The sequence below is a fragment of the Gibbsiella dentisursi genome, assembly GCF_039539505.1.
GTDB classification, from domain to species: domain Bacteria; phylum Pseudomonadota; class Gammaproteobacteria; order Enterobacterales; family Enterobacteriaceae; genus Gibbsiella; species Gibbsiella quercinecans.
Genome location: NZ_BAABDG010000002.1, coordinates 422,623 through 447,535 on the forward strand (window position 1 = coordinate 422,623; position 24,913 = coordinate 447,535).

General features: G+C 55.1%; 22 protein-coding genes. 21 read left to right on the forward strand and 1 reads right to left on the reverse strand.

Annotated elements, in window-relative coordinates:
* Positions 1-8: 8 nt before the first annotated feature.
* The 8 genes from ABFX35_RS02370 to nei all read left to right on the forward strand — a co-directional run bounded on the left by ABFX35_RS02370 (position 9) and on the right by nei (position 7,007).
* Positions 9-989: an MBL fold metallo-hydrolase gene (locus ABFX35_RS02370; protein ID WP_346078948.1), complete on the forward strand. Its 981-nt coding sequence runs from the start codon at positions 9-11 to the stop codon at positions 987-989.
* A 197-nt stretch (positions 990-1,186) separates the two neighbouring features.
* The gene (locus ABFX35_RS02375) at positions 1,187-1,930 is read left to right on the forward strand and encodes a type 2 GTP cyclohydrolase I (RefSeq protein ID WP_121553020.1); all 744 of its coding nucleotides are present in this window, start codon (positions 1,187-1,189) and stop codon (positions 1,928-1,930) included.
* Between the two features lie 189 nt (positions 1,931-2,119).
* Positions 2,120-2,776, forward strand: coding sequence for a 5-oxoprolinase subunit PxpB (pxpB, locus tag ABFX35_RS02380; RefSeq protein WP_279029668.1), 657 nt, complete (start codon positions 2,120-2,122; stop codon positions 2,774-2,776).
* Positions 2,770-3,702, forward strand: coding sequence for a 5-oxoprolinase subunit PxpC (pxpC, locus tag ABFX35_RS02385; protein ID WP_346078951.1), 933 nt, complete (start codon positions 2,770-2,772; stop codon positions 3,700-3,702). Before pxpB ends, pxpC begins: the two co-directional genes overlap by 7 nt.
* A gap of 112 nt (positions 3,703-3,814) precedes the next feature.
* Positions 3,815-4,546 carry a DUF969 domain-containing protein gene (locus ABFX35_RS02390; RefSeq protein ID WP_346078953.1) on the forward strand — a complete coding sequence of 244 codons (732 nt, stop codon included), beginning with the start codon at positions 3,815-3,817 and terminating at the stop codon, positions 4,544-4,546.
* Entirely contained in the window at positions 4,543-5,550 is a 1,008-nt protein-coding gene (locus tag ABFX35_RS02395; RefSeq protein ID WP_346078955.1) for a DUF979 domain-containing protein, read from the forward strand. Before ABFX35_RS02390 ends, ABFX35_RS02395 begins: the two co-directional genes overlap by 4 nt.
* Before the next feature lie 10 nt (positions 5,551-5,560).
* Positions 5,561-6,205, forward strand: coding sequence for a pyroglutamyl-peptidase I (pcp, locus tag ABFX35_RS02400; RefSeq protein WP_346078957.1), 645 nt, complete (start codon positions 5,561-5,563; stop codon positions 6,203-6,205).
* A gap of 10 nt (positions 6,206-6,215) precedes the next feature.
* Entirely contained in the window at positions 6,216-7,007 is a 792-nt protein-coding gene (nei, locus tag ABFX35_RS02405; RefSeq protein ID WP_346078959.1) for an endonuclease VIII, read from the forward strand.
* 120 nt (positions 7,008-7,127) lie between these two features.
* Here the strand turns inward: nei and ABFX35_RS02410 are convergent, their stop codons facing one another.
* A complete protein-coding gene (locus tag ABFX35_RS02410) occupies positions 7,128-8,417 on the reverse strand; it encodes a citrate synthase (protein ID WP_095845434.1) in 1,290 nt (429 codons plus the stop codon).
* Between the two features lie 781 nt (positions 8,418-9,198).
* On the opposite strand from ABFX35_RS02410, the gene sdhC reads away from it, so the two are divergent.
* From sdhC to ABFX35_RS02475, 13 genes are all read left to right on the forward strand, one after another.
* A complete protein-coding gene (sdhC, locus tag ABFX35_RS02415; protein WP_095848928.1) occupies positions 9,199-9,588 on the forward strand; it encodes a succinate dehydrogenase cytochrome b556 subunit in 390 nt (129 codons plus the stop codon).
* The gene (sdhD, locus tag ABFX35_RS02420) at positions 9,582-9,929 is read left to right on the forward strand and encodes a succinate dehydrogenase membrane anchor subunit (protein WP_279026406.1); all 348 of its coding nucleotides are present in this window, start codon (positions 9,582-9,584) and stop codon (positions 9,927-9,929) included. The genes sdhC and sdhD overlap by 7 nt, the downstream gene beginning before the upstream one ends.
* The gene (gene sdhA / locus ABFX35_RS02425; RefSeq protein ID WP_346078961.1) at positions 9,930-11,696 is read left to right on the forward strand and encodes a succinate dehydrogenase flavoprotein subunit; all 1,767 of its coding nucleotides are present in this window, start codon (positions 9,930-9,932) and stop codon (positions 11,694-11,696) included.
* 17 nt (positions 11,697-11,713) lie between these two features.
* Positions 11,714-12,430 carry a succinate dehydrogenase iron-sulfur subunit gene (locus tag ABFX35_RS02430; RefSeq protein ID WP_121525267.1) on the forward strand — a complete coding sequence of 239 codons (717 nt, stop codon included), beginning with the start codon at positions 11,714-11,716 and terminating at the stop codon, positions 12,428-12,430.
* A gap of 432 nt (positions 12,431-12,862) precedes the next feature.
* A complete protein-coding gene (gene sucA, locus ABFX35_RS02435) occupies positions 12,863-15,670 on the forward strand; it encodes a 2-oxoglutarate dehydrogenase E1 component (RefSeq protein WP_279026412.1) in 2,808 nt (935 codons plus the stop codon).
* Positions 15,671-15,687: 17 nt separating this feature from the next.
* The gene (odhB, locus tag ABFX35_RS02440; RefSeq protein ID WP_279026413.1) at positions 15,688-16,917 is read left to right on the forward strand and encodes a 2-oxoglutarate dehydrogenase complex dihydrolipoyllysine-residue succinyltransferase; all 1,230 of its coding nucleotides are present in this window, start codon (positions 15,688-15,690) and stop codon (positions 16,915-16,917) included.
* Between the two features lie 219 nt (positions 16,918-17,136).
* Positions 17,137-18,303 carry an ADP-forming succinate--CoA ligase subunit beta gene (sucC, locus tag ABFX35_RS02445; RefSeq protein WP_279026415.1) on the forward strand — a complete coding sequence of 389 codons (1,167 nt, stop codon included), beginning with the start codon at positions 17,137-17,139 and terminating at the stop codon, positions 18,301-18,303.
* Positions 18,303-19,175: a succinate--CoA ligase subunit alpha gene (gene sucD, locus ABFX35_RS02450; protein WP_346078965.1), complete on the forward strand. Its 873-nt coding sequence runs from the start codon at positions 18,303-18,305 to the stop codon at positions 19,173-19,175. The genes sucC and sucD overlap by 1 nt, the downstream gene beginning before the upstream one ends.
* A 385-nt stretch (positions 19,176-19,560) precedes the next feature.
* On the forward strand, positions 19,561-20,397 hold the full coding sequence (locus ABFX35_RS02455; protein ID WP_346078967.1) for a phytanoyl-CoA dioxygenase family protein: 837 nt from the start codon (positions 19,561-19,563) through the stop codon (positions 20,395-20,397).
* A gap of 49 nt (positions 20,398-20,446) precedes the next feature.
* Entirely contained in the window at positions 20,447-21,214 is a 768-nt protein-coding gene (locus tag ABFX35_RS02460) for a transporter substrate-binding domain-containing protein (protein WP_346078969.1), read from the forward strand.
* Positions 21,215-21,250: 36 nt separating this feature from the next.
* Positions 21,251-22,438 carry a M20 aminoacylase family protein gene (locus ABFX35_RS02465; RefSeq protein WP_346078971.1) on the forward strand — a complete coding sequence of 396 codons (1,188 nt, stop codon included), beginning with the start codon at positions 21,251-21,253 and terminating at the stop codon, positions 22,436-22,438.
* 238 nt (positions 22,439-22,676) lie between these two features.
* Positions 22,677-23,771 carry an ABC transporter ATP-binding protein gene (locus ABFX35_RS02470; RefSeq protein WP_346078973.1) on the forward strand — a complete coding sequence of 365 codons (1,095 nt, stop codon included), beginning with the start codon at positions 22,677-22,679 and terminating at the stop codon, positions 23,769-23,771.
* A 65-nt stretch (positions 23,772-23,836) separates the two neighbouring features.
* Positions 23,837-24,904 (forward strand): extracellular solute-binding protein, encoded by a 1,068-nt coding sequence (locus tag ABFX35_RS02475; RefSeq protein WP_346078975.1) that lies wholly within the window; start codon positions 23,837-23,839, stop codon positions 24,902-24,904.
* Positions 24,905-24,913 lie beyond the last annotated feature (9 nt).

The window sequence follows — 24,913 nt, forward strand, 5'->3', positions numbered from 1 at the left end:
GACCTGTCATGATGAATAAATTAGTGGCCTTGTGCCTGGCCGGGTACTGCTCGTGGGCCAGCGCGGCGTTCGACGTTGTGGCACTGGGCGTCGAGGGCGGCGTTAGCGACGGCAACCTGACCTCGTACCTGATCCGTAGCGATAGCCAGCGGCAATATCTGGCGCTGGATGCCGGTTCATTATTGCCGGGTATCGCCAAAGGGTTGGCAAAGGGCAGCTTCCCCCAGGTTAACGATGCGCTTGCCGCGCCGTATACGCCGCAGGGCTATGTGTTGCGTGAACTGATCGGCAGTTATTTTATTAGCCATGCGCACCTTGACCACGTTGCCGGGCTGATCCTGGCCGCGCCGGAAGACAGCCGCAAAACCCTTTATGCATCCACTGATGCGGTGCTGACCCTGCGCAACCACTATTTTAACTGGAAGGCCTGGCCTAACTTCACCGATTCCGGCAACGGCACGCGTCTTGGTACCTATCGCCTGCAGCCGGTGCGTGAACTGCAGCGGTTCACCTTCGGCAATACCGGGCTTAGCGGCGTGCTTTATCCGTTAAGCCATGCGAAGACTCCCTCCGCCATGGTGCTGATTTCCGATCGCACTGATTCCTTTGCCTATTTCGGCGATACCGGGCCGGATGCGGTTGAACAATCCCGCCATCTGGATACCGCCTGGCGGGCGCTTGGGCCGCTAGTCGAGCAGGGGAAGCTGAAAGGCATGATCATTGAAACGTCCTACCCCAATGGGGTGAAAGACAGCAAATTATATGGTCATCTGACGCCTGCCTGGTTGCTGACGGAGCTGAAAAACCTGGAAAAATACAGCGGCGGCGACGGTGCGTTGAAAGATCTGCCGGTGATCATCAGCCATATCAAACCGAGCCTGAAACAGGGCGGTGACGTGCGCGCCACGGTGCGCCAACAGTTGGAACAGGGGAATGATATGGGCGTGCGCTTTATTTTGATGGAGCAAGGGGAGCGGCAACAGTTTTGATCTTCCGCCTTGCGGTGGGCTTCGGCGCCAAAAGGGGAAGATACATACCCCAAATAATTCGAGTTGCAGGAAGGCGGCAACGCAGCGAATCCCCAGGAGCTTACTGTAGTAAGTGACTGGGGTGAGCGAGGAAAGCCAACACACCTGCAACTTGAAGTATGAAGGGTATAATAGGTTGATTTTAAAGAGAGGACATTATGCTTAACCTCGATCTGGAACATCTGATCAATACCGAATTAAACAGTTCGGCTTTTCAAGACTACGCCCCGAATGGCTTGCAGGTGGAAGGCCGGCCTCATGTACAACGGATCGTCACCGGGGTGACGGCCTGCCAGGCATTGCTGGACGCCGCCGTTGAGCAACAGGCGGATGCCATCGTCGTGCACCATGGCTATTTCTGGAAAAATGAGGCGCCCGCGGTGCGCGGGATGAAACGTAATCGCCTGAAAACGCTGCTGGCCAACGACATCAATCTGTATGGTTATCATTTGCCGCTGGATGCGCACCCGGTGCTGGGCAACAACGCCCAGTTGGCGCTGGCGCTGGGTATCCGCGTGATCGGTGAAGTTGAGCCTTTGTTGCCGCATGGGGAGTTCGAACGGCCGATTGGCGCTGATGAGCTGAAACAGCGTCTGGAAAGCCGCCTGGGCCGCAGCGTATTACACTGCGGCGATAACGCGCCGGCGCATATTCGCCGCGTGGCCTGGTGCACCGGCGGCGGGCAGAGTTTTATCGATAGCGCGGCGCGTTTTGGCGTGGATGCATTTATCAGCGGTGAAGTTTCTGAACAAACCATCCATGTCGCCCGGGAAATGGGGCTGCACTTCTTTGCCGCCGGCCACCATGCCACTGAGCGCGGCGGGATCAAGGCGCTCGGCGAGTGGTTGCAGCAGAACCATGGCTTTGAGGTCACCTTTATCGATATTCCCAATCCGGCTTAATCTTTGGCCAAGGGTTCAGCCTGGCTGAACCCTTTAATCCTATCTGCAGCAAGATTTGGCCCACTTTTCAATTATTTCCCTTCCGTGAATGCGGTTTAATCCCTTCTTTTTTCACCGGTTGTTCTATTGACAGCGGAAGCTGCCTCGCGCATAACAGTGAGGTTTTTCATCATAAAAAGAGGTGTCGGGGTGCAACGAGCGCAGTATTACCTGTTGGGTGAAAAAGCCGCCGTGCTTGAGTTGGCGCCGCCGGTCACGTTGGTCAGCCAACGGCGGATCTGGGCACTGGCCGAAAAGCTTAATCATCACCCCGACGTGCATGAAGTGGTGCCGGGGATGAATAACTTAACGCTGTTGCTGCGGGTGCCGCAGGCTAACGCGCAGGCCATGCTGGCCGCGTTGCAGCAAGGCTGGGAGCGTGAAGAAAGCCTGGTGCCGGAGCCGCGTCATGTGGATATTCCCGTCATTTATGGCGGCGAATATGGGCCGGATCTGGCCGCGGTGGCGGACCACACCGGTATGTCGCCGCAGCAGGTGGTGGAATGCCATGCAGCGGCGGCCTACGTGGTTTACTTCCTCGGTTTTCAGCCCGGTTTCCCTTACCTAGGCGGCATGCCGGAAAAACTGGCGATGCCGCGCCGTGCAGAGCCGCGCCTGAGCGTCGCGGCCGGATCGGTAGGGATTGGCGGCGGCCAAACGGGTATCTATCCGTTGGCCAGCCCGGGCGGCTGGCAAATTATTGGCCGTACGCCGCGGGCTTTGTTTACCCCTGACACCATGCCGCCAACGTTGCTGCGCCCCGGCGACAACGTGCGTTTTGTGCCGCAAAAGGAGGGCGTATGCTGAAAATCCTACGGGCGGGCATTTTTACCACGGTGCAGGATCTTGGCCGCCATGGCTTCCGGCGCCTGGGGGTTAGCCAGGGTGGCGCGCTGGATATTCCCGCGCTGAAGATCGCCAATCTATTGGTGGGGAATCCGCAAGACGCCGCCGGCCTGGAGATCACCCTTGGGCAGTTTAGTGCCGAATTCAGCCGCGCCGGCTGGTTCGCCCTCACCGGCGCGGGCTGTGACGCAACGCTGGATGGCAAACCGCTATGGACCGGCTGGCGTTACCGGGTAAAAAAAGGCCAACGGCTGGTGTTGAATATGCCAAGGCGTGGTATGCGCAGCTATCTGGCCGTGGCGGGCGGGATTGCCGTGCCGGCGGTGCTGGGATCGCGCAGTACCGATGTTAAGGCCGCTTTCGGGGGCCTGGAAGGGCGGCCGTTGCGGGATGGCGATCGGCTGCCGCTTGGCAAAAGCCAAACGCTGGCGCGTGACAGCATCGGGGTGAAACAGTTGCTGTTTAATAACCGTATTTGTGCGTTACCCGGGCCGGAGTATGGCGAATACAGTGAAGAAGCGCAGGACGCCTTTTGGCGCACCCCCTGGCAGATTAGCCCGCAGAGCAACCGCATGGGGTACCGTTTGCACGGCGGCCATGCTTTGGCCCGCACCACTGAACATGAGATTTTGTCACATGGCCTGGTGCCTGGCGTGGTTCAGGTGCCGCATAACGGGCAACCCATCGTGCTGATGGCGGATGCGCAAACGACCGGCGGCTACCCGCGCATCGCCTGCGTGATCGAGGCCGATCTCTACCACCTGGCGCAGATTCGCCTGGGGGAACCGATTCATTTTATGCCCTGCACGCTGGCGGAGGCGCAGCGCGCCAAAATTGAACAGGACCATTTTATCCAACAAATTGCCTGGGGGCTGGATGAACATTGATTGGCGGTAATGGCCGATGAAGGTGTAAATCTTTTTCATCTCCAGAGGCTGGCCGCTATCCACACGGAACAACGTGGAATTAACGCTGACACAACATCAGAGGGAATAGGCTATGGAACATGGGGTGGATTTGTGGCCACTGATCGGTATCGCTGCCATCGTGATTGGTTTCTTGTTGCGCATCAATCCGGTTTTAGTGGTCATCGCTTCAGGGATTATTACCGGGCTGGCGGCCTCAATGCCGCTGGCCGTTATTCTGGAAAAGCTTGGCGAAGGGTTCCTCAATACCCGTAATCTGCCATTGATCCTGCTGTTGCCGTTAGCGGTAATTGGCCTGCTGGAACGCCATGGATTGAAGGAACGTGCGCAAATATGGATTGCCAAAATCAAAAGTGCGACGGCAGGGCGTCTGCTGATCATCTATTTGTTTTTCCGTGAAATAACCGCGGCAATGGGGCTGACCAGCCTGGGTGGGCATCCGCAGATGGTGCGGCCCATGTTGGCGCCCATGGCTGAAGGCGCAATGAAAAAACGTTACGGCGAATTGCCGGAGCATGTTCGCTATCGTTTACGCGCGATGTCTGCGGCGGCTGATAATGTGGGCCTGTTCTTTGGCGAAGATATCTTCGTTGCGTTTGGCGCGATTATTTTCATGCACAACTTTATGTTGGAGTCTGGCGGGATTCAAACCGAGCCGTTGCATATCGCCTTGTGGGGCATCCCCACCGCCATTTTCGCTTTTTTGATCCATGCCTGGCGTATGTACCGCATGGATAAGCGCTTGAGCACAGAGCTGGCGCAGCTTAACCAGGCGGCATTAAAAGCGAAGGGAGAGGCGCAATGAATTTCCAACAGCAATACCTCTACTGGCTTGCCGGCGCAGTTTTATTGATTGTCGCAGCGATGTCTCTACGCGATCGCGCTAACCCACGCCGTATCTTCACCGCGTTGTTTTGGGGATTGTATGGCGTAATTTTCTTGATCGGTGATTGGGCCTACGGGCTGTTTGGTTCTGGGGAAGAGGCTCGCCGTCAACTGCATATTCTGGTCGGTGTGCTGGTGGTTGTCATGGCGCTGATTGCGGGGTTTGGCGGGGTACGCCTGGGCCATTATCACCAGCGCAGCGTGGAACAGCGCGAGGAAAGCGCCCAACGGCTTGGCAACCGCTTATTTGTGCCGGCGTTGACGATACCTGTAGTAACGGTAATCGGCGTATTGCTGTTTACCAACGTGCAGGTATGGCAAACAAAGGTGTTCGGCCCAGGCAATCATGCGACGCTGATCACCTTGTTCAGTATGACGGTCGGCTGCCTGCTGGGCTGTTTGATTGCGTTAAAAATGACCGGTGAAAAAATCCATCAGCCGATCCAAGAGGCGCGGCGCCTGCTGGATTCCGTCGGCTGGGCGTTTATTTTACCTCAGATCCTGGCAACGCTTGGGCTGTTATTCACTGCGGCGGGGGTTGGCACGGCGATTTCTCATTTGACGCAAGAGTACCTGGCGGTAGACAACCGTTTTATTGCGGTCGTGGTGTATGCCGTTGGTATGGCGCTGTTAACCATGGTTATGGGCAATGCTTTCGCTGCCTTTCCGATCGTGACCGCGGGGGTTGGGATCCCTATTCTGGTATTGCAGCACGGCGGCAATCCGGCGGTGATGGCGGCAATCGGCATGTTCTCGGGGTATTGCGGCACATTAATGACGCCGATGGCGGCTAACTATAATATTGTCCCCGCCGCATTGTTGGAGCTGCCGGATAAAAACGCCGTTATTAAAGCCCAGATCCCAACGGGAATCGCGTTGTTGGTGGTGAACGTGCTGCTGCTTTATTTTTTGATGTTCCTGTAGGGTATCTTTTATGCGCAACGTTCTGATTACCGGCTTTGAACCTTTCGATGGCGAATCTGTTAACCCTTCCTGGGAGGTCGTGAAGCAGTTGAACGATCGCGAATTGGCCGGGGGGCATATTATCGCGCGCCAGCTGCCGTGCGTGTTTGGTGAGGCGTTAACCGTGCTGGAGGCGGCGGTTGATGAGTGGCAACCGGCAATGGTGTTGTGTATCGGCCAGGCGGGAGGGCGAACCGATATTACGCTTGAGCGCGTGGCGATTAATATCAACGACGCGCGCATTCCTGATAATAAAGGCTATCAGCCCATCGATGAGCCGATAGCGGCCGACGGGCCGGCTGCGTATTTCAGTACGCTGCCGATCAAAACGGTGGTGGAAGCGATTCGTGCCGCGGGTATTCCCGCTTCGGTATCGCAAACGGCCGGGACCTATGTCTGTAATCACGTCATGTACGGCCTGTTGCATTATTTGCGCGGCCGGCCGACGGTGAAAGGGGGATTTATGCATATCCCTTATTTGCCTGAACAGGCAATCGCACATCCCGGTGCGCCAAGTATGGCCGCCCATACGGTGTTAATTGCCGTGGAGTTGGCGATATCTATCGCCTTACAGGTTGAACAGGATCGAAAAGTGGCCGGAGGCGCCACGCATTAAGGAGTCTTAGATGCCGGAAGGGCCGGAAATACGCCGGGCGGCGGATAAACTGGCGGCTGCGGTGATTGAGCAACCGCTGACTGACGTTTGGTTTGCTTTTCCACAGTTGAAGCACTATCAGGCAACGCTGGTTGGCCAGCGGGTGATCGCGATTGAACCGCGTGGCAAGGCGTTGCTGATCCATTTTTCTGATGGGCTGACGATGTATAGCCACAACCAGCTATATGGCGTGTGGAAAGTGGTTAGTGCCGGGGAGGTGCCCGATACCAAACGTGATTTACGCGTGCGCCTGCAAACGCCGGAGCGGGCGATTTTGCTCTACAGTGCTTCGGATATTACCGTTGGGCCGCGTGAAGAGATTGAGCAGCACCCGTTTTTGCAACGCATCGGCCCGGATGTGCTGGATCCTACGGTGACGGTGGCCGCCGTCGAACAGCGTTTATTGCTGCCGGCGTTCAGGCGGCGGCAACTGGGGGGAATGTTGCTCGATCAGGCCTTTCTCGCCGGATTGGGCAACTACCTGCGTGCTGAAATTTTATGGCAGGCCGAACTGGCGCCGCAGCATCGGGCGCAGGAGCTGGCGCCGCCGGCGTTGCACCGCCTGGCCGAGGCGCTGCTGCAGATCCCGCGTTTGTCTTACCAGACGCGGGGGCAGGTGGATGACAACCGCCACCACGGCACTCTCTTTAGCTTTAAGGTGTTTCACCGCAGCGGCGAGCCATGCCCGCGCTGCGGCGCCATGATCGTTCGTGAGACGCTGTCTTCACGGCCGTTCTATTGGTGCCCGGGGTGCCAGAAATAGCGGGAAAACCGTGTTCCCTCACCGGCCAGATCGGGCTTCTTCTATCCCTGCCTGGTTGCAAAACGAAAAGCGCCGCCCCAGGGGCGGCGCTTAACGCTGTAAGGCAAGAACCCTGCGTTGTTATTTTTTCAGCATAGAGTCAAAGTCGCGCTCGGCGTAGCCGGTGTAAAGCTGGCGCGGGCGAGCGATCTTCAACCCTTCGGCATGCATTTCGCTCCAGTGAGCGATCCAGCCGATGGTACGGGCAATGGCAAAGATCACGGTGAACATGGAGGATGGGATGCCCATCGCCTTCAGGATGATGCCTGAATAGAAATCAACGTTCGGGTACAGCTTTTTCTCGATGAAGTACGGATCGTGCAGTGCGATGTGCTCCAGCTCCATCGCTACTTCCAGCAGGTTGTCATCCTTCTTGTTCAGCTCTTTCAGCACTTCGTGGCAGGTTTCACGCATTACGGTCGCACGCGGATCGTAGTTTTTGTATACGCGGTGGCCAAAGCCCATCAGACGGAATGAGTCGTTCTTGTCTTTGGCGCGTTTGATGAATTCCGGAATGTGTTCAACGCTCTTGATTTCTTCGAGCATTTTCAGCGCGGCTTCGTTGGCGCCGCCATGCGCAGGCCCCCAAAGCGATGCGATACCGGCCGCGATGCAGGCGAACGGGTTGGCGCCGGAAGAACCGGCGGTGCGCACGGTCGACGTCGAGGCGTTCTGTTCGTGATCGGCGTGCAGGATCAGGATCCGATCCATCGCGCGTTCCAGCACCGGGTTGACCACATATTCTTCACACGGCGTCGCGAACATCATGTGCAGGAAGTTACCCGCATACGACAGCTCGTTACGTGGATAAACAAACGGCTGGCCAAGGGAGTATTTGTAACACATCGCCGCGACGGTCGGCATTTTCGACAGCAGACGGAAGGCGGCGATTTCCCGATGGCGCTCGTTGTTGACGTCCAACGCATCGTGATAGAAGGCCGCCAGCGCGCCGGTAACGCCGCACAGCACGGCCATGGGGTGTGAGTCACGGCGGAAACCACGGAACAGATGGGTGATCTGATCGTGGATCATGGTATGGCGGGTGACGTTGGTTCGGAACTGTTCAAACTCTTCTTTGGTTGGCGTTTCGCCGTACAGCAGGATGTAACACACCTCAAGATAGGTGGATTTTTTCGCCAACTGTTCAATCGGGAAGCCGCGGTGCAGCAGAATGCCGTTGTCACCGTCGATGTAGGTGATTTTGGATTCACAGGACGCGGTAGAGGTAAAGCCAGGATCAAAGGTGAAGTAACCTTTCGTGCCCAAGGCGCGGACGTCGAGGACATCAGGACCCAGCGTCGGGGTCAGTACGTTTAGCTCGATCGGCGCTGCACCGTCATTCAGTGCCAGCGTCGCTTTTTTGTCAGTCATTTACAGTCTCCTTAGCGCCTTATTTTTAAACCACTAATAACTGAAATACCTTAAATCTCCGCATGTTGCCCGCAAAAAATTCGCGCAAGCGCAAACTCTGTGAGCAACTACGCAAATGCGTGTATGGGGTACAGAGTGCTCATCAGGCGAACGAAACAGGTGACCAGTTATCAACGATTCATTCGAATTCATTATTGTCTGCTAATTGTTACCTACGATATGCCGCGGTTGTTCAAACCCGTGCCCTTCGCGCTTTTCAGTGCCGTATCGCCTTCTGGCTTACCAGGCCCGTAGGGTTGCCCGGCATGTTGTTTGCTGGCTATGGCATGCGCGATCGCGGCTCTGGGCGGTGTAACCACACGGATTGAAGGAGTTTCAGCAAGATACACTGTTGCATAACTTGGGCGTAGGGGGAAGTGTATCTACTGGTCGTTCGTCTATCATAGGCGTGTTTGCGTTGTATATGTAATTCAAATGTTGATATTTTGTCAAATGATATGATTTGTTTTATGTTTTTTGTGAAAAAAGTGATCCAAATCACTGTTCAGCGGAAATGTCACCAAAGAGATTGTGTGGGAATTGTAATAGGATTGTGATCATCCTATACTGCCGCCAGGTCTCCGGGTTTACCCTGAAGTAGGAGCACCCAGCGTTATAACAACGCGCCGTTTAAGCACATAGGATGTTGATGTTTGAGCGCGTGACGTGTGAGGGTTTTTTTCGGCTCTTAACGCTGTCTGATCCCCGCCCAGGCCGGAGGAAGGAAAATAATAAGAGCTGTGTGGGCAAAATCGTGAAAAAACAAAGACCTGTTAATCTGGATCTGCAAACGATCCGGTTTCCCGTAACTGCAATAGCTTCCATTTTACACCGAGTCTCTGGCGTAATCACCTTCGTTGCCGTGGGCATTCTCCTCTGGCTGTTAGGCCTGTCTCTCTCTTCCCAGGACGGGTTTCTGCAAGCTACAGCCATCATGAATAGTTTCTTCGCGAAATTTATTTTTTGGGGGATCCTGACGGCGCTGGCTTATCACATTTGCGGTGGCATTCGCCATTTGCTAATGGATTTTGGCTATATCGAAGAGAGTTTGGCCGCGGGTAAACGTTCTGCCCAGGTGGCGTTCGTATTGACCGCCGTGTTGTCAATTCTGGCGGGAGTCTTGGTATGGTAAGCAATGTTTCTGCATTAGGACGCAACGGCGTGCATGACTGGTTATTACTGCGTGCCTCCGCCATCGTTATCACCCTGTATGTTCTTTATCTTCTGGGTTTTGTCGCCACTGCGCCTGACATTACCTATGACATCTGGCGGGCTTTCTTCGCCACTTCCATCACGAAAGTTTTTACCCTGCTGGCATTGCTTTCCATTCTGGTTCACGCCTGGATTGGGATGTGGCAGGTGTTAACGGATTATATCAAACCGCTGGCGGTGCGCCTGGTGCTGCAATTGGCGATCGTGGTCGCGCTGGTGGTCTATTTATTGTATGGAACCATTGTCGTGTGGGGTGCGTAAATGAAGCTGCCAGTCAGAGAGTTTGATGCTGTTGTTATCGGTGCCGGCGGCGCGGGGATGCGCGCGGCACTGCAGATTTCCCAGGCGGGCTCAACCTGTGCCCTGCTGTCAAAAGTATTTCCAACCCGTTCCCATACCGTGTCCGCTCAGGGCGGCATTACCGTCGCGCTTGGCAACACCCATGAAGATAACTGGGAATGGCACATGTATGACACGGTGAAAGGCTCTGATTATATCGGCGATCAGGACGCCATCGAATACATGTGCAAAACCGGCCCTGAAGCCATTCTTGAGCTTGAACACATGGGGTTGCCGTTTTCCCGTCTTGATGACGGCCGTATTTATCAGCGGCCGTTTGGCGGCCAGTCGAAGAACTTCGGCGGCGAGCAGGCGGCCCGCACGGCCGCCGCTGCCGACCGCACCGGCCATGCGCTGCTGCACACCCTTTACCAGCAGAATCTGAAAAATCACACTACGATTTTCTCCGAATGGTATGCGCTGGATCTGGTGAAAAACCAGGATGGCGCCGTGGTGGGCACCACCGCTATCTGTATTGAAACCGGCGAAGTGGTCTATTTCAAAGCCAAGGCCACCGTGCTGGCGACCGGCGGCGCCGGGCGTATTTATCAGTCCACCACCAATGCGCACATCAATACCGGCGACGGCGTGGGGATGGCGTTGCGCGCCGGGGTGCCGGTGCAGGATATGGAAATGTGGCAGTTCCACCCAACCGGTATTGCCGGCGCGGGGGTTCTGGTGACAGAAGGCTGCCGTGGCGAAGGCGGCTACCTGCTGAACAAACATGGCGAGCGCTTCATGGAGCGCTACGCGCCGAATGCCAAAGACCTGGCGGGCCGTGATGTGGTGGCCCGTTCGATCATGATCGAAATCCGTGAAGGCCGCGGCTGCGACGGCCCGTGGGGCCCGCACGCCAAGCTGAAGCTCGATCATCTGGGTAAAGACGTGTTGGAATCGCGCTTACCGGGGATCCTCGAGCTGTCGCGCACCTTTGCCCATGTCGATCCGGTCAAAGAGCCGATCCCGGTGATTCCGACCTGCCACTATATGATGGGTGGCATTCCAACCAAGGTGACCGGCCAGGCACTGACGGTGAACGAGCAGGGGGAGGACGTGGTGATCCCGGGGCTATTCGCCGTGGGCGAAATTGCCTGCGTGTCGGTACACGGCGCCAACCGGCTTGGCGGCAATTCTCTGCTCGATCTGGTGGTCTTCGGCCGTTCCGCCGGCCTGCATCTGCAGGAATCCCTGGAAGAACAGGGCGCCAGCCGTGACGCCAGCGATTCCGACGTTGAGGCCTCGCTGGAGCGCCTTAACCGCTGGAACAATAACCGCAGCGGTGAAGATCCGGTTGAAATCCGCAAGGCGCTGCAATCCTGCATGCAGCACAATTTCTCGGTGTTCCGCGAAGGCGACGCGATGGCCAAAGGGTTGGAAGAGTTGAAAGTGATCCGCGAGCGCCTGAAGAACGCGCGTTTGGACGATACCTCAACGGAGTTCAATACCCAGCGCATTGAATGCCTGGAGTTGGATAACCTGATGGAGACGGCGTTTTCCACTGCCGTATCGGCCAACTATCGCACGGAAAGTCGCGGTGCCCACAGCCGCTTTGACTACCCGGATCGGGATGACGCTAATTGGCTGTGCCATTCGCTGTATCTGCCGCAGTCGGAAAGCATGACGCGCCGTAGCGTGAATATGCAGCCGACGCTGCGCCCGGCATTCCCGCCAAAAGTGCGTTCTTATTAATTGCGGAGAAGGGATAAATGAAACTCGAATTTTCAATCTATCGCTATAACCCGGATGTTGATGATGCGCCGCATATGCAGGATTATACGCTGGAAGCGGAAGAAGGCCGGGATATGATGCTGTTGGATGCGCTGATCCAACTGAAAGAAAAGGATCCGACCCTGGCGTTTCGCCGTTCCTGCCGTGAAGGGGTCTGCGGCTCCGACGGGCTGAATATGAACGGCAAAAACGGCCTGGCCTGTATCACCCCGGTATCTGCGCTGCGCAAAGGCAATAACAAGATCGTGATCCGGCCGCTGCCGGGATTGCCGGTGATCCGCGATCTGGTGGTGGACATGGGGCAGTTCTATACCCAGTATGAAAAGATTAAGCCTTACTTATTGAATGATGGTAAAAATCCACCGGCGCGCGAACATCTGCAATCGCCGGAGCAGCGCGCTAAGCTGGATGGTTTGTATGAATGCATTCTGTGCGCCTGCTGTTCAACCTCGTGCCCGTCGTTCTGGTGGAATCCTGACAAGTTCGTTGGGCCGGCGGGGCTGCTGGCGGCATACCGCTTCCTGATCGACAGCCGCGATACCGAAACGGCAGAACGTTTAGATGATCTGAACGATGCTTTTAGTGTTTTCCGCTGCCATAGCATTATGAATTGTGTCAGTGTATGTCCCAAAGGCCTTAATCCAACGCGTGCAATTGGCCATATCAAGTCAATGTTGCTGCAGCGTAGCGCTTAAAGAGTACAAGATGCTGTGCCGGGGGCTTCCCCGGCCTCATCGCCGGGCAGGAAGCGCCTAAAAACCGATGGTGATTGCCATGCTGGCAAACCTTGTTTTTCCTCGGTTTTTAGATGTTCCTTGTAATGGGCCGCGAGGCCCGGAATAAAACGTACGTGGGGCTTGAATTCGGCAAGCGGTTATTTTTGGCAATCGGGAACGGCGCGCCTGAGCATATTTTCGCCAGTCGGCGCCGGAAAGGGCATTTAAACGTGCGGTATCGCGTTTGTGCGCTGGCCTGGCCCAGTTTGTTTGCAATAATAACGCGGTTGTGACGAGTTCAGGATAAGGCCGCAGGTACGGCGAGTGAACCGTTTTACGGCAAACCGTCTTTTTCACGGTAACCATGTTAACCACGGCGAAAACTGAAGCTTTAAAGCTTAAGGGATCATAATGCAGAACGGCGCAATGAAGGCCTGGCTGGATTCCTCCTATCTGGCGGGCGCGAACCAGTCCTACATAGAGCAGCTCTATGAAGATTTTCTAACCGATCCGGGCTCCGTTGAGGATAGCTGGCGTTCTATCTTTCAGCAGCTTCCTACCGTAAGAGCCACACCCGATCAGCTCCATTCCCAAACGCGCGAGTATTTCCGCCGCCTGGCGAAAGATAGCGCACGTTATCACTCAACCATCAGCGATCCGCAGACCGATGCCAAACAGGTCAAGGTGCTGCAATTAATCAACGCATTCCGCTTTCGCGGGCATCAGCATGCCAATCTGGATCCGCTCGGCTTATGGCAACAGGAACGGGTGCCGGATCTGGATCCTGCCTACCACAATCTGACCGAAGCCGATTTCCAGGAAACCTTTAACGTGGGGTCTTTCGCCATTGGCAGAGAAACCATGCGGCTGAGCGATTTGTATGCCGCGCTGAAACAAACCTATTGCGGTTCGATCGGCGCTGAATACATGCACATCACCAATACCGACGAAAAACGCTGGATCCAGCAGCGTATTGAATCGGTGGTCGGCCAGGCCAGCTTCAGCAACGAGGAGAAGCGCCGTTTTCTGCAAGAGCTGACGGCGGCCGAAGGGCTGGAACGCTATCTGGGGGCCAAATTCCCCGGCGCGAAGCGCTTCTCGCTGGAAGGCGGCGATGCGCTGGTGCCGATGCTGAAAGAGATGGTGCGCCATGCCGGCAATAATGGCACGCGTGAAGTGGTGCTGGGCATGGCCCACCGCGGCCGCCTGAACGTGCTGATCAATGTGCTGGGTAAGAAGCCGGCTGATTTGTTCGACGAGTTTGCCGGTAAGCATAAAGAACACCTGGGCACTGGCGATGTGAAATATCACCAGGGCTATTCGTCCGACGTGGAAACCGAAGGCGGCATGGTTCACCTGGCGCTGGCGTTTAACCCCTCGCACCTGGAAATCGTCAGCCCGGTGGTAATGGGCTCGGTACGCGCCCGCCGCGATCGTCTTGATGAAGCGCACAGCAACATGGTGTTGCCGATCACTATCCATGGTGATGCCGCCATTACCGGCCAGGGCGTTATTCAGGAAACCCTGAACATGTCGCAGGCCCGCGGCTATGAGGTTGGCGGTACGGTGCGTATCGTGATTAACAACCAGGTGGGTTTCACCACCTCCAACCCGCATGATGCACGTTCCACCGAGTATTGCACTGATATCGCTAAAATGGTGCAGGCGCCGATTTTCCATGTGAACGCAGACGATCCGGAAGCCGTTGCCTTCGTGACCCGGATAGCGTTGGATTTCCGTAACACCTTCAAACGTGACGTGATGATCGATCTGGTCTGTTACCGCCGTCATGGCCATAACGAAGCGGATGAGCCGAGTGCCACTCAGCCGTTGATGTATCAAAAGATCAAGAAACACCCAACGCCGCGCAAGCTCTATGCTGACAAACTGACAGAGCAGAATATCGCCAGCCTGGAAGATGCCACGGAAATGGTCAATCTGTACCGTGATGCGCTCGATGACGGTGAGTGCGTTGTGGATTCATGGCGCCCGATGAATCTTCATTCTTTCACCTGGTCGCCTTATCTGAACCATGAATGGGACGAAGAATATCCAAGCAAAGTGGATATGAAACGCCTGCAGGAGCTGGCGCGCCGTATCAGCCGTGTGCCGGATGGGGTCGAAATGCAATCCCGCGTGGCGAAAATCTACGGCGATCGCGCCGAGATGGCCGCGGGCAACAAGTTGTTTGACTGGGGCGGGGCCGAAACGTTGGCGTATGCGACGCTGGTGGATGAAGGTATCCCAATCCGTATTTCCGGCGAAGACTCCGGCCGCGGGACGTTCTTCCACCGCCACGCCGTGGTGCATAACCAGAAAGATGGTTCGGTCTACGTGCCGTTGGCCAATATCCACAGCGGGCAGGGCGAGTTCAAGGTGTGGGATTCCGTGCTGTCTGAAGAGGCGGTGCTGGCGTTCGAATATGGCTATGCCACCGCCGAACCGCGCACCTTGACGATTTGGGAAGCGCAGTTTGGTGACTTCGCCAACGGCGCCCAGGTGGTGATCGATCAGTTCATCAGCTCCGGCGAGCAAAAATGGGGCCGTATGTGCGGCCTGGTGATGCTGCTGCCGCATGGCTATGAAGGGCAGGGGCCGGAACACTCCTCCGCCCGCCTGGAGCGTTATCTGCAACTGTGTGCTGAACAGAATATGCAGGTGTGCATTCCGTCGACGCCGGCGCAGGTTTACCACATGCTGCGCCGCCAGGCGCTGCGCGGTATGCGCCGCCCGCTGGTGGTGATGTCGCCCAAATCTCTGCTGCGCCACCCGCTGGCGACTTCTTCGCTGGACGAGTTGGCCAACGGCGCCTTCCAGCCGGCGATTGGCGAGATCGATGATCTGGATCCGAAAGCGGTGAAGCGCGTCGTGCTGTGCGCCGGCAAGGTGTATTACGACCTGCTGGAACAGCGCCGTAAGAATGAGCAGCAGGATGTGGCGATTGTGCGTATCGAGCAACTGTATCCGTTCCCGCATCAGGCGGTTCAAGCGGTGCTGGAAAAATACGCCCATGTGCATGATTTTGTCTGGTGCCAGGAAGAGCCGTTGAACCAGGGGGCCTGGTATTGCAGCCAGCATAATTTCCGTGAAGTGATCCCGTTCGGGGCCTCTTTACGTTACGCCGGGCGGCCAGCCTCCGCCTCGCCGGCGGTGGGTTATATGTCCGTGCACCAGAAGCAGCAACAGGCTCTGGTGAATGACGCGCTGAATATTGATTAAAAATTAAGGGAAAGCTAATGAGTAGCGTAGATATTCTGGTTCCTGACCTTCCTGAATCGGTTGCCGATGCCTCGGTTGCCACCTGGCATAAAAAACCGGGCGATAGCGTTCAGCGTGACGAAGTCCTGGTTGAGATTGAAACCGACAAAGTGGTGCTGGAAGTGCCGGCCAGCGAAGCGGGCGTGCTTGATGCCATTCTGGAAGATGAAGGCGCCACGGTGACTTCCCGGCAGATCCTCGGCCGCATTCGCCAGGGCGACAACTCCGGCAAGCCGACGGCAGAGAAAAGCCAAAGCAAAGAAGCCACGCCGGCCCAGCGTGCCACCGCCAGCCTGGAAGAAGAGAGCAATGACGCATTAAGCCCGGCGATTCGCCGCCTGATTGCTGAACATGAACTCGATGCCAGCGCCATTAAAGGCAGCGGCGTGGGTGGCCGTATCACCCGTGAAGATGTGGAAGCGCATCTGGCCAACGCGGCGAAACCCGCTCAGCAGCCTGCCGCTGCGCCGGCGGCCGAAGCGGCGCCTCAGCCTGCGGCGTTGAACGGCCGCAGTGAAAAACGCGTGCCGATGACCCGCCTGCGCAAACGCGTGGCGGAACGCCTGCTGGAAGCCAAAAACAGCACGGCCATGTTGACGACCTTCAATGAAATCAACATGAAGCCGATCATGGATCTGCGCAAACAGTACGGCGAAGCGTTTGAAAAGCGCCACGGCGTGCGCCTGGGCTTCATGTCCTTCTACATCAAGGCGGTGGTTGAAGCATTGAAACGCTATCCGGAAGTGAATGCTTCCATTGATGGCGATGATGTGGTTTATCACAATTACTTTGATGTCAGCATTGCGGTATCGACGCCGCGCGGTCTGGTGACTCCGGTTCTGCGCGACGTGGACAGCCTCAGCATGGCGGACATTGAGAAAAAAATTAAAGAGCTGGCGGTGAAAGGCCGCGACGGCAAGTTGAAAGTGGAAGAACTGACCGGCGGTAACTTCACCATCACCAACGGCGGCGTGTTCGGTTCACTGATGTCGACGCCTATCATCAACCCGCCGCAAAGCGCCATTTTGGGGATGCACGCGATCAAGGACCGGCCGATGGCGGTAAACGGCCAGGTGGTGATCCTGCCGATGATGTATCTGGCTCTCTCTTACGATCACCGGCTGATCGACGGGCGTGAGTCCGTCGGTTATTTGGTGGCGGTCAAAGAGATGCTGGAAGATCCGACTCGCCTGCTGCTGGACGTCTAGTACCAGGCCATTGCCGCCCTGCGCTTGCCGGGCGGCTATTTGACTCAGCATAAGGTGTTGGCCGTGTGTGCTGGTCTATGATGGCAGCCATACCCGAATACGGCGGGGAGACACATGGCGCGCGGTATCGTGCCTTTACGGTACTCTGTGGCCGATAAGTCATGCGGTTTTCGCAATCGTGGCCCGGCTAAAACTTTCAGACAGAACGGATTGAATATCATGAACTTACACGAATATCAGGCAAAACAGCTGTTTGCTCGGTATGGCTTGCCGGCTCCCGCCGGTTACGCCTGCACGACGCCGCGTGAAGCAGAAGAAGCCGCTTCCAAAATCGGCAGTGGTCCGTGGGTGGTCAAATGCCAGGTGCATGCGGGCGGCCGTGGTAAATCGGGCGGCGTCAAGGTAGTGAACAGTAAGGAAGAGATTCGTGCTTTTGCTGAACAATGGCTGGGCAAACGCCTGGTGACCTACCAGACGGATGAGCTGGGCCAGCCGGTTAACCAGATCCTGGTAGAAGCGGCCACCGATATCGACAAGGAACTGTATCTGGGGGCGGTGGTGGATCGCAGTAGCCGCCGCGTGGTCTTCATGGCCTCTACCGAAGGCGGTGTGGAAATCGAGAAGGTTGCCGAGCACACCCCTGAATTGATCCACAAGATGAGTATCGATCCGCTGACCGGGCCGCAGCCTTATCAGGGCCGCGAACTGGCATTCAAATTGGGGCTGTCGGGGAAACAGGTTAGCCAGTTCAGCAAAATTTTCATGGGATTGGCGAAGTTGTTCCTGGAGCGCGATCTGGCACTGGTTGAAATCAACCCGCTGGTGATCACCAAACAGGGCGATTTGATCTGCCTGGACGGCAAGCTGGGCGTTGACGGCAATGCGCTGTTCCGCCAGCCAGAACTGCGTGAAATGCATGATATTTCGCAGGAAGATGAGCGCGAATCCCGTGCGTCCCAGTGGGAGCTGAACTATGTCGCCCTGGACGGAAACATCGGCTGTATGGTGAACGGCGCCGGGCTGGCGATGGGCACCATGGACATCGTCAAACTGCACGGCGGTGAGCCGGCCAACTTCCTTGACGTGGGCGGCGGCGCAACCAAAGAACGCGTTACCGAGGCGTTTAAAATCATCCTGTCTGACGACAAGGTGAAGGCGGTTCTGGTGAACATTTTTGGTGGTATCGTGCGCTGCGATCTGATCGCCGACGGTATCATTGGCGCGGTGGCCGAGGTGGGCGTGAGCGTCCCTGTGGTGGTGCGCCTGGAAGGTAACAATGCCGAATTGGGCGCCAAAAAACTGGCGGACAGCGGTTTGAACATCATTGCTGCGATCAGCCTGACAGATGCGGCTCAGCAAGTTGTTGCGGCAGTGGAGGGGGAATAATGTCCATTTTAATCGATAAGAACACCAAAGTTATTTGCCAGGGTTTTACCGGTAGCCAGGGCACCTTCCACTCCGAACAGGCTATCGCTTACGGTACGAAAATGGTCGGCGGCGTGACGCCGGGCAAAGGCGGCACTACCCATTTGGGGTTGCCGGTATTTAATACCGTACGCGAAGCGGTAGAAGCCACCGGCGCTACGGCATCGGTGATCTACGTGCCGGCCCCGTTCTGCAAAGATTCCATTCTGGAAGCGATTGATGCCGGTATCAAACTGATCATCACCATTACGGAAGGTATCCCAACGCTGGATATGCTGACCGTTAAAGTGAAGCTGGACGAAGCCGGTGTACGGATGATCGGCCCGAACTGCCCGGGCGTTATCACCCCAGGCGAATGTAAAATCGGTATCATGCCGGGCCATATTCACCTGCCGGGCAAGGTGGGCATTGTTTCCCGCTCCGGTACCCTGACCTATGAAGCGGTGAAACAAACCACCGATGTGGGTCTGGGGCAGTCTACCTGCGTTGGTATCGGCGGCGATCCTATCCCTGGCTCCAATTTCATCGATATCCTGAAACTGTTCCAGGAAGATCCGCAAACTGAAGCCATTGTGATGATCGGTGAAATCGGTGGCAGCGCGGAAGAAGACGCCGCGGCGTACATCAAGGCGCACGTGACCAAGCCTGTGGTTGGCTATATCGCCGGCGTCACCGCGCCTAAGGGCAAACGTATGGGCCACGCGGGCGCGATCATTGCCGGCGGTAAAGGCACGGCGGATGAAAAATTCGCGGCGCTGGAAGCGGCGGGGGTGAAAACCGTGCGCAGCCTGGCTGATATTGGCGACGCCATCAAAACCGTATTGGGCGACTGAGCCGCAACGTAACCTTCTGTAAGCCACCCATCGGGTGGCTTTTTTATACGTATTTCCTTCCAATCGTGATGCCCTGCAATCATTTGCTCACCCGTTGATGCAACCGGCGGGTGCTGCCGGCTTGCCCGTAGCGACGCGACATTAATTGCATAGTTAATAGTGCAATGCGTCACTAAAAGAGTGCAAAGCAGTGGCATTTTTCGCCCACCCGGCCTTTTTACCGCGCCAGCGCGGGCAACAGACGCCCCTGGTGTTATGGCATGGTTAATGCATGTATATACATGTAAGTTCATTGTTACTTATTGTGGGGTTATGTTGGCGGATGGTTGCCTGCATGACGATGTGCGTGAAGGTGAATAGTAAAAAAATTTCCAGCAGGGTGTGTATGAAGCAGATGACTGTACCGCAAAAAACGGTGGATGATTTTCAGTTGCATGGCGCTGTGTGTATCCGAAACTTATTCTCCAGGGAGCAGGTTGAAAAAATCGAGAAAGGTATTCAGCTAAACCTTGAACAGCCCAGCGAACGCGCGAAGATTGCGAGTAACAAAGAGGATCCGGGCAAGTTTTTTGAAGACTTCTGCAACTGGAACCAGAACTCATACTATAAAGATTTTATTCTCACCTCCGGCGTGGCCTCTGTCGCCGCACAGCTGATGCAAAGCCAGCAAGTGCGTTTTTACCACGATCATCTATTGGTCAAGGAGGCTAAAACCCAACAGAAAACGCCATGGCACCAAGATCAGCCCTACTATAACATCGAGGGGCAAATGAACTGTAGCATGTGGATGCCGGTGGATCCCGTTTCAAGAGCATCAACGCTGGAGTTTATTGCCGGCTCGCACAAAGGGCCATGGTTAATGCCCAGAACCTTCAGAGACAACCATGCGAGCTGGTTTCCAGAGGGGAGCCTGGCGGAGTTACCGGATATAGAAGCGGACCGCTCAAAATGGAATATCCTTGGCTGGGAGCTGGAGCCAGGAGACGTATTGTTTTTCCATATGCTTACTCTGCACGCCTCAGGCGGCGTCGGCGCCAATTCCCGTAGAAGAGCATTCTCGCTGCGTTTCCTTGGCGATGATGTTACCCATGCGCCAAGGCCCTGGAGAACATCGCCGGAATTTCCCGGCCTGGCTGATGAGCTGCCCGCCGGGGCGCCAATGGATCACCCGCTGTTCCCGGTGATTTGGTCAAATGGAAGAGAGCCTGTCAACGATAAGTAAAATTATCACGATGAGATCACGGTTATCAATTATATACTGAGCGGATATTATGTTTAAAAATATAAAACGCGTAGCTCTTTTCGCGCTCTGTTTTTCAGCAAGTTACAACCTTTATGCCCAAACGGTGACCATCGGCTTTGATCCAACCTATGCGCCTTTTGAGTTTAAACTCCCTGATGGTTCATATTCTGGATTCGACTATGATCTTGGCGAGAAATTGTGTAAACAGGCAAACGTTGAATGTAAATGGAAAGAAATAAGTTTTGATGGGATTATCCCCGCATTACAGGCGAAGAAAATAGACATTATTCTTTCTGCTATGGCGATTACCGCCGAGAGGGAAAAACAGGTTGATTTTTCTGTTCCGCTGTATAACATCCCCAGCGCGCTGGTTGTCAGGAAATCAAATAAAATAACGCCTGAGAACATTAAAGCTGGCGCAAACGTTGGCGTTACTCAGGGAACAATACAAGAAAGCTACGCCTTAAAGTTCTGGGCGCCAAAAGGCATTAATGTTGTTTCTTATCAAAGCCAGGAACAGGTCTATCTGGATCTGGAGAATAACCGTCTTGATGCCACCTTTACTAATGCCGCAACGGCTACTTCCGCTTTCCTCAATACCCCGCAGGGGAAAGATTTTATGATAGCCAGCCCAACATTATCGGATGAAAAATATTTTGGTAAAGGCGTGGGCCTGGCGTTTCGTAAAAGCGATTTGCAATTAAAAGACACGTTCAACCAAGCGATAACTGCCATTAAAACCAGCGATGAATACCCTAAGCTCGCCAAAAAATATTTTAACTTCGAGATGAAATAAGGCTAACGGCGCTTTTGACTTAAGCGGGAGGCAAACGTGAACGTACCGGGCATCATAGCGCAAGAAGAAGCGCTTTTTATAAAAATCAGAAGGGATTTGCATCGTCACCCTGAACTGGGGTTTGAGCTCCCCAAAACGACGGCGATGATCGCGGGCTATCTGGCCGAATGGGGCATTTCGGTGACCGAAGGCATTGGCATTAGCGGCATCGTGGGAACGTTAAAGGCGGGGAATAGCCCACGTGCGATTGGCCTGAGGGCTGATATGGACGCACTGCCGATAAATGAATTGAATGCATTCCCTTGGCGATCACAGGTCGCGGGGGCGATGCATGCCTGCGGGCATGATGGCCATATGGCGATGTTGCTGGGAGCGGCGCGTTATCTTTCCAAGACGAAAAATTTTGACGGCACCGTGCACTTTATTTTCCAGCCGGCAGAGGAAAAAGGTTGGGGGGCCAGAACTATGATTGAGGACGGCCTTTTTAAACGTTTCCCTGTGGATGCGATTTTTGGCGTGCACAATTGGCCCGGGCTGCCGGCAGGGGCGATAGCCGTAAGGCCAGGCCCGATGATGGCGTCATCAAGCATCTTTAAAGTGGTCGTCACTGGCAAAGGCGGCCATGCGGCCATGCCGCATAAGAGTCATGACGTGATACTGGCAAGCTCGCATATCATCGTTGCGCTGCAGAGTATTGCGAGCCGGATGGTTTCCCCGTTACAGAGCGTGGTGGTTTCCGTCACTGAGATTCACGGCGGCGATACGCTAAATGCCTTGCCATCCAGCCTGTTCTTTCATGGTACTGTGCGTACGTATGATACGGGGATTACCGATATTATCGCCGAAAAAATGCAGGAAATCGTCCAGTTTACGGCACAAGCTTACGGCTGCCAGGCAGATTTCGAATTTACACCTTATTATCCGCCGGTGATAAATAATTCGGATATGGCATTATTTGCACAACAAGTGGCAAATAACGTTGTCGGCCAGGATAACGTCATCACGGATATAGAACCGACAACGGCGGCGGAAGATTTCTCTTTTATGCTTAATGAAGTTAAAGGGTGTTTTGCCTTTATCGGCAATGGCATGGCCGGCAGTGGCAAGAATGATCATTCTCCGGGCGCCTGTGAGCTGCATAATGCAAATTATGATTTCAATGATGCGTTATTACCGATTGGGGCGAGTTATTTTTCACGCCTGGTGGAAACGTATCTTTCATAATGGCAACGGTATGCTTCTCTGCCGGTGGCTGAAGCATTATAGCGGGTGCTTTATCACGGATACGAAAATAATGCCGCCGTTGCCTGTTTGTTTCTGGCGATATTTATCGCCGAACAAAAAAATTGTTGTGCTAAATCTCATGTAGCGTTGGCCTTGTCTCGTGCGCGGAGATGTTTTTCCGCCGGGAGCAGGTGCCATACGTTTATGGTAAGTCGTCACTCGATCCTGAGGTTATAGAATGACTGAACTGGCTAGCATGCAAATAACCCAGCCTTCGGCAGTTACGCAAAAAATTAAAATGCGTACTTTGGGGCTATCAAAGCGTTATGGTGCCTTTACCGCGCTGCATCCTATTGATCTTGACGTTCGTGACGGCGAATTAATGACGCTATTAGGCCCGTCAGGATCAGGGAAAACAACCTTGCTCCAGTTAATCAGCGGGCTGACGGAACCGAGCGCGGGCGAACTTTATATTGACGGCGAACCCAAAACGCATACGCCATCTCACCAGCGCGATATTGGCGTTGTTTTTCAAAACTACGCGCTGTTCCCGCAAATGAGCGTGTTTGAAAATATCGCCTTTCCTTTAAAGATGCGCGCTATCCCCGGCGGAGCCATAAAAACCAAAGTCGTTAATGCCCTTGAAATGGTCGGATTGGGTGCTCATGGCCAACGTTTTCCCCATGAATTGTCCGGCGGGCAGCAGCAGCGGGTGGCATTGGCACGTAGCCTGGTTTATCAGCCCTCCATTCTACTGATGGACGAATCCCTGTCGGCGCTGGATCGCAAACTGCGTGAAAGTATTCAGGTGGAGATTAAACGTATTCACCGCGAAACCGGCTCAACAATTATTTTTGTGACTCACGATCAGGATGAGGCGCTGGCCTTGTCTGACCGCGTCTGCTTGATGAATGCCGGGCGTATTGAGCAGATAGATACGCCCTCGGCCGTTTATGAATACCCTAAAACGCTTTTCGCCGCCGATTTTATTGGCGTATCCAACAAGCTGACCGGCGTTGTGGATAGTGATGGGGGATTACATACCCCAGACGGCACGCTGCCGTTGCCTAAATATGGGGGCAATATTGCATCCGGCGATCGGGCCACCCTGATTATACGGCCGGAATATATTCAACTGGTTGCCGACAACGGCTTCCTGCACGGGCAAGTGATTGAACAGATCTATGCCGGTGCGGAAATACGCCTATTGATAAAGCTGAAGAGTGGCGCCGTATTGACCGTTCGGCGGCCTGCGGGGGGCCGTGTGCCCGAAGTCGGTGAGTATGTTGCTCTACAGTGGCAAGCCGCAAACGCGCGCCTGCTAACCCGTTAATAAAACCCTACGTCAGTCGTTAATGGTATCCACAGTAAAACACACTTTATGATGGAGTCTGAGTCATGCTTAAAAGGCAAGATAGTCGTCGTGGTTTTCTTAAAACAATGGGCGTTACCGGAGCTGCACTGGCCTTTCCTTCATTATGGCTCCCCCGGGCTTTTGCGGCGGAAAGCCTGGTGGTGGCGGATTATGGTGGTTCCGTTGCACCGGCCCTGCGTAAAGCTTTCTATGATCCCTTTGAAAAAGAAACCGGCATTCATGTCACCAATGTGGCTCATGAATCAGATGCGGTAACGCAATTTAAACTGGCGGTGGATTCCGGTTCCCACATCTGGGACATCGCGCTGGTGACGCCCGATAATGTGCTGCGTCTGACGGAAGGGAAAAACTATATCGAGCCGCTAGAAATTGATGCGGCGGATGGAAAAGACATCCTGCCCGGGATGTTGACCGCCAACTGGTTTGGCTTTTCCGTTTGGGCCGCCATTATGGCGTACCGCACGGATAAGTTCGCACAAAATGGCCCGCAAAACTGGCGCGATTACTGGGACGTGGCAAAATTTCCAGGGCGGCGGGGAATGTATCGATCGCCGTCCTGCACCTTCGAGGCCGCCTTGCTCGCCGATGGCGTTGCTCCCGCCGACCTTTACCCCATCGATATCGACAGAGCCATGAAATCACTGGATAAAATTCGCGATCATATCAATGTCTGGTGGTCCGATGGCGCCCAGAACACCCAACTGCTGCAAAGCGGCGAAGTCGATCTGTCGGATACCTGGAATGCGCGCGCGCTTGCGGCGATACATTCCGGTGCCCCGGTGAGCATTGTCTGGCAGGGGACATACAGCGTTGATGGCTGGGCCATCGTCAAAGGCACGTCGAAACTCAAGCAGGCTCAGCAGTTTGTTCGTTTCTGTATGCGGCCCGATCGGCAGGCTGAATATTCCGCGCTGACCAGTAATGGACCCAGTAACAGTAAGGCGCTGTCCATGATGGATCCTGCCGCCGCGCAGCAGCTTGCAACCCACCCGAAAAATCTCCAGGGGCTTGTTCGCCAGGATGACGCCTGGTGGGGCAAGAACTATGACGCGGCCAATGAACGTTTTCAGGAATGGCTTATCGGCGCCTAACCTTAATTA